Origin of the sequence: Photobacterium sagamiensis, assembly GCF_050337085.1 — a bacterium.
In the GTDB taxonomy this organism is placed as follows: Bacteria; Pseudomonadota; Gammaproteobacteria; order Enterobacterales; family Vibrionaceae; genus Photobacterium; species Photobacterium sagamiensis.
Genome location: NZ_JAKJSP010000106.1, coordinates 1 through 4,121, shown reverse-complemented (window position 1 = coordinate 4,121; position 4,121 = coordinate 1). Strand labels below are relative to the sequence as shown.

4 protein-coding genes are annotated in these 4,121 nt (G+C 45.7%); 2 read left to right on the top strand and 2 right to left on the bottom strand.

The window, feature by feature from the left end:
• Both L4D76_RS28425 and L4D76_RS28420 read left to right on the top strand, forming a co-directional pair.
• Positions 1-927, top strand: a 927-nt coding sequence (locus L4D76_RS28425; RefSeq protein WP_428444180.1) for a transposase, incomplete at its 5' end; no start/stop codon positions are given.
• 209 nt (positions 928-1,136) lie between these two features.
• The gene (locus tag L4D76_RS28420; protein WP_428444179.1) at positions 1,137-1,376 is read left to right on the top strand and encodes a hypothetical protein; all 240 of its coding nucleotides are present in this window, start codon (positions 1,137-1,139) and stop codon (positions 1,374-1,376) included.
• A 249-nt stretch (positions 1,377-1,625) separates the two neighbouring features.
• Here the strand turns inward: L4D76_RS28420 and L4D76_RS28415 are convergent, their stop codons facing one another.
• A complete protein-coding gene (locus tag L4D76_RS28415; RefSeq protein WP_428444178.1) occupies positions 1,626-3,431 on the bottom strand; it encodes an ABC transporter ATP-binding protein in 1,806 nt (601 codons plus the stop codon).
• A partial coding sequence (locus tag L4D76_RS28410; RefSeq protein WP_428444177.1) for an ATP-binding cassette domain-containing protein occupies positions 3,428-4,121 on the bottom strand: 694 nt, incomplete at its 5' end. The genes L4D76_RS28415 and L4D76_RS28410, both read right to left, overlap by 4 nt.

Here is a 4,121-nt window from a genome sequence, read left to right as displayed (position 1 = left end):
ACACCCTACTACCACTGTGTTTCACGCTGTGTGCGGCGCACCTTTCTCTGTGGTTACGATGAAGCAACAGAAACGTCTTTTGAACACCGTCGCGAGTGGATTGAAACGAAGATCAAACAACTCAGCAGTATCTATTGCATTGATATTTGTGCCTACTCAGTAATGAGTAACCACTACCACCTAGTAGTGCATATTGATAGAGAGAAAGCACAAGCGTTAACAGATCWGGAAGTYATTGATCGCTGGTGTACCCTTCATAACAAACCGGTACTGATCCAGCGGTTGCTGACTGGTGATACTAAAAGCGACGCCGAATTCAACGCCTGCAAAACCATCATCGACGAGTGGCGTTCTCGACTCGCCAACCTCAGCTGGTTTATGCGTGAGCTCAATTTAGATATCGCCACACAGGCGAATAAAGAAGAGAAATGTACCGGTCATTTCTGGGAGGGCCGCTTTAAGTGCCAAGCATTGCTGGATGAACAAGCGCTGGCTGCTGCAATGGCCTATGTCGATTTAAACCCCATCCGTGCTGGCATAGCCAAAACGCCGGAAAAGTCTGAGTATACGTCGATAAAAGCAAGGCTTCAGGCTCTGAAAGATGAGAAGYTAACCGCCCCGTCACTTCACCCTTTCATTGGTAACCCAAGCAACKCCATCATCAAAGGGATCCCTATGCGATTAATGGATTACTTAGAGCTTGTTGACTGGACAGGTCGACAGCTTCGCAAAGGTAAAACAGGGTATATTGAATCCAACACACCGCCAATCTTGCAACGTTTAAATATTGAGCAGAAAAATTGGTTAAAAGCCTGCACACAGTTTGAACGACAACGTGCGTTGCTCATTGGCTCATCACGCTCCATTCAGGCTGCAATGGTGAATTTCAACCGTTCTCGGGCACAGGGTTACAGACTCACCACGTAAATAGCCTTAGATAATCAAAAGCTCCCACCTCATTCTGGCCCCAGAAGGATAAACCTTTCTTCCAATACCCCATAAACCACGAAATTGCTTCAGGTTCCGGCTATTACAAGCAAGATAAGCCATAATGCTATTTCGGATGTATTTGACCAACTTAATGATGTCAGTCTTAGTTACTTTTTTAACTATGCCTGTCCAAGATACTCCAAAACATGTCAGGTCCGGACGAGTACTTTAATGACTTTGCTGCTGAATCGAAGGAACGACTTGGCTTTTTTAACAAAGCCACGGTTGGCCCTGGCTGGCTTAAATATGCCGAGCCTAAAACCAGCGATTTTTTGCGCCTTAAAGAATTGGAATTCCGTCACCTTCTGAGCGCCCACGGCGAGCCCTTGCTCGATGACGCTCATCAGGCCGTAAGCGCGACTATGAGTAGACTGTTCGGTGTGTAATTTTTGAGCGAAGCGGCTAACTGCAGCGATAACATCCGTTGATTGATCGCCCTTAACTTATAAAAACAAACTTACTAATATTTAGTAAAAATTCAGCTGAGAGTGCTTTGCTGAGCCGAGTATCGGTTCGGGTATATACAGAGTTCTTGGTAATACACTGTTAGGTAATATCATCTCTAATCAGGTGGCCAAATTCAGTGTGCCACTACACCTATACTCTTATACCAATTTGATTACGTTAGTGAGCAATTACTTTGTCAGATTGGTATAACTCTGCTGGGCCTGCGCAGTATCGTCTTCGATGTTGTTGTCATCGTTGAGCAGACCCGCATAAATCCCCTGCAACGCCAGCAGCTGCTGATGATTACCCCGTTCAACAATCTTACCGCGATCCAGGACCAGGATCTGATTAGAATGTCGAATGGTGCTAAGACGATGCGCAATCGCAATAACCGTTTTCTGGGCGAATAAGCGTCCGATCGCTTTCTGGATCAAATCTTCGGTAACAGAGTCGACCGAACTGGTTGCTTCGTCTAATATCATTACCTGTCCGCCGCGGGCAATAGAGCGGGCAAAGGAAATAAGCTGGGTCTGGCCCGCCGACAGGTTGCTACCGCTGTTTTTTAATTCAAACTGATACTGACTTGGTAATTCCATTATAAAATCATGCGCATAGACATATTGGGCGGCATCTACTATCGCTTCATCGCTCAATTGGTCATCACCAAGAGAGATATTGAAGCGAATATTTTTTTCAAATAGAAACACGTCCTGCTGCATCAGCGAAAACAGGTGCAATATTGCTTGTTTTGGAATGCTCGATAATTCAATTCCATTTAATAAGATACTGCCTTCGTAATCCTGATAAACCTTATTGAGCAGACGGATGATCGTCGATTTTCCAGAGCCAGTGGTTCCCACCAGCGCCAGTTGTTCACCTTTAGACAAATTGAACGACAGATCGTCCAATACATAAGGGCCGTCTTCGTTGTAGCGGAATCGAACATTCTTAAACTGCAATGATTCAAACGATGTCAGGGGGCCCTTAAGATCAGCCAGCGACAACAGTGTTCGGCCCTCTTCTTCTAAAGGTTCGACAAATAACTCTTCGATGTGCTCGAACGCGGCGAACGAACGCTGTATTGAAGCTATCTGCGAGGTAAAGTCTCGCAACGGTACGAAGATTTTTTCCAGGGTGTTGATAAAAGCAATCAAGACACCTAAGGTCAACGCACCTTGCAACACTTCACCGGCACCGTACCAGATGATAAGTCCGATAGTAACCGAAGTAACCCCGGTAATGACCGAAAATAGTGTCGCATCATATTTATTGGTCTTGAGCTGTGCCCGCATAAATTCGCTAGTATAGGCACGATATTTAGCTTCGACTTCCGGCTCGGCACCATAAAGCTGAACGGTTTTTATCCCTGACAGGCATTCCTGTAAATACCCCGTACCTCGGGCCAGAGTACCGCGAGTAATTAAATACAACTTACGCAGTCTGTTGCGTACATATTGCGTCAGATACAAAACCGGCGGAAACACCACCAAGACGACCAGTGTCAACTGCCAGTTAATAAAAAACATAAAGAGTAAAACCGCTAGGGTATTGATCGAGTCCTTTACCAGCCCCAGCACACCCAATACAAAGGATTCACCGATAGCTTCGAGATCACTGGTTAAACGTGACAACGTCACCCCGGTAGGTGTTTTATCGAAGTAGCTGCGCGGTAAATTAACAACGCGTTTGAAAAGTGCCATTCGCATGTCAAACACCGCCAGTTGTCCGGTCTTGCGCAAATAGTAACTATACAGGGCATCACTAATGTAATTACCTACCAGCACCAGCACCATCGCACCGATCATTAGTGGTAATCCGTCAAATTGTCCGGGTATCAAGTGCTGATCTATCACCTGAATAACTAACCAGGGAAAGAGTAAATTGGTAGCGATAGAGAGCGGCATCATCGCAAGGCCTGTCAAAGCCGTTTTTTTGTAGGCTGAAGCATACTTATAGAAGTGTTTAAGGTAATGAATATCCAGGGCCTTAATCATGCGACATACTCCGGATCATGTTGTTGCAGTTGCCATGTTGCGCGATAATATTGCGATGATAATAACAACTCGCTATGGCTTCCCCGTGCAATTATTTCCCCCTTATCCAGCACCAGAATTTGATCCAGATTTTCCAGCGCACTAATACGATGAGATACAACCAGCAAACTTTGATCTTTTATGCGGTTAAAGACGCCGTCGAGGATTTTGCGCTCAGTCTCATAATCGACAGCCGAAAGAACATTATCCATGATAATCAGATCACTGGGTGTTAATAATGCCCGGGCAATGCTCAGCCTTTGCTTTTGGCCACCAGAAAGCATTATTCCTTTCTCACCCACTATCGTTTGCTCACCTTCACTAAACCGAGATATATCATCGCTTAACTGACTTAACTCCAACACATGCCGGACATCGCCATCGGTTCGGTTATCGATATCCTGAGCGGCCCCGAACTGGACGTTTTCAACTATTGTGTCGGAGAATAAATAGGGTTGCTGGGTCATGGTCCGAATATAGGTTCGCCAGTTTTGGCGTGACATCTTGGTGATATCGACATCACCCCAGAAAATCTGGCCCTCACCGACATCAAGATGATGATTGAGGCAATTAACCAGGGTGCTTTTACCCGAGCCAATGCTGCCCAATACACCAACTTTTTTACCCGCTTCGATAGACCCGCTTCGATAG

Excerpts from the sequence above, each read along its gene's own strand:
- L4D76_RS28420 (WP_428444179.1), top strand. The coding sequence starts at position 1,137 with ATGTCAGGTCCGGACGAGTACTTTAATGACTTTGCTGCTGAATCGAAG.
- L4D76_RS28415 (WP_428444178.1), bottom strand. The coding sequence starts at position 3,431 with ATGATTAAGGCCCTGGATATTCATTACCTTAAACACTTCTATAAGTAT.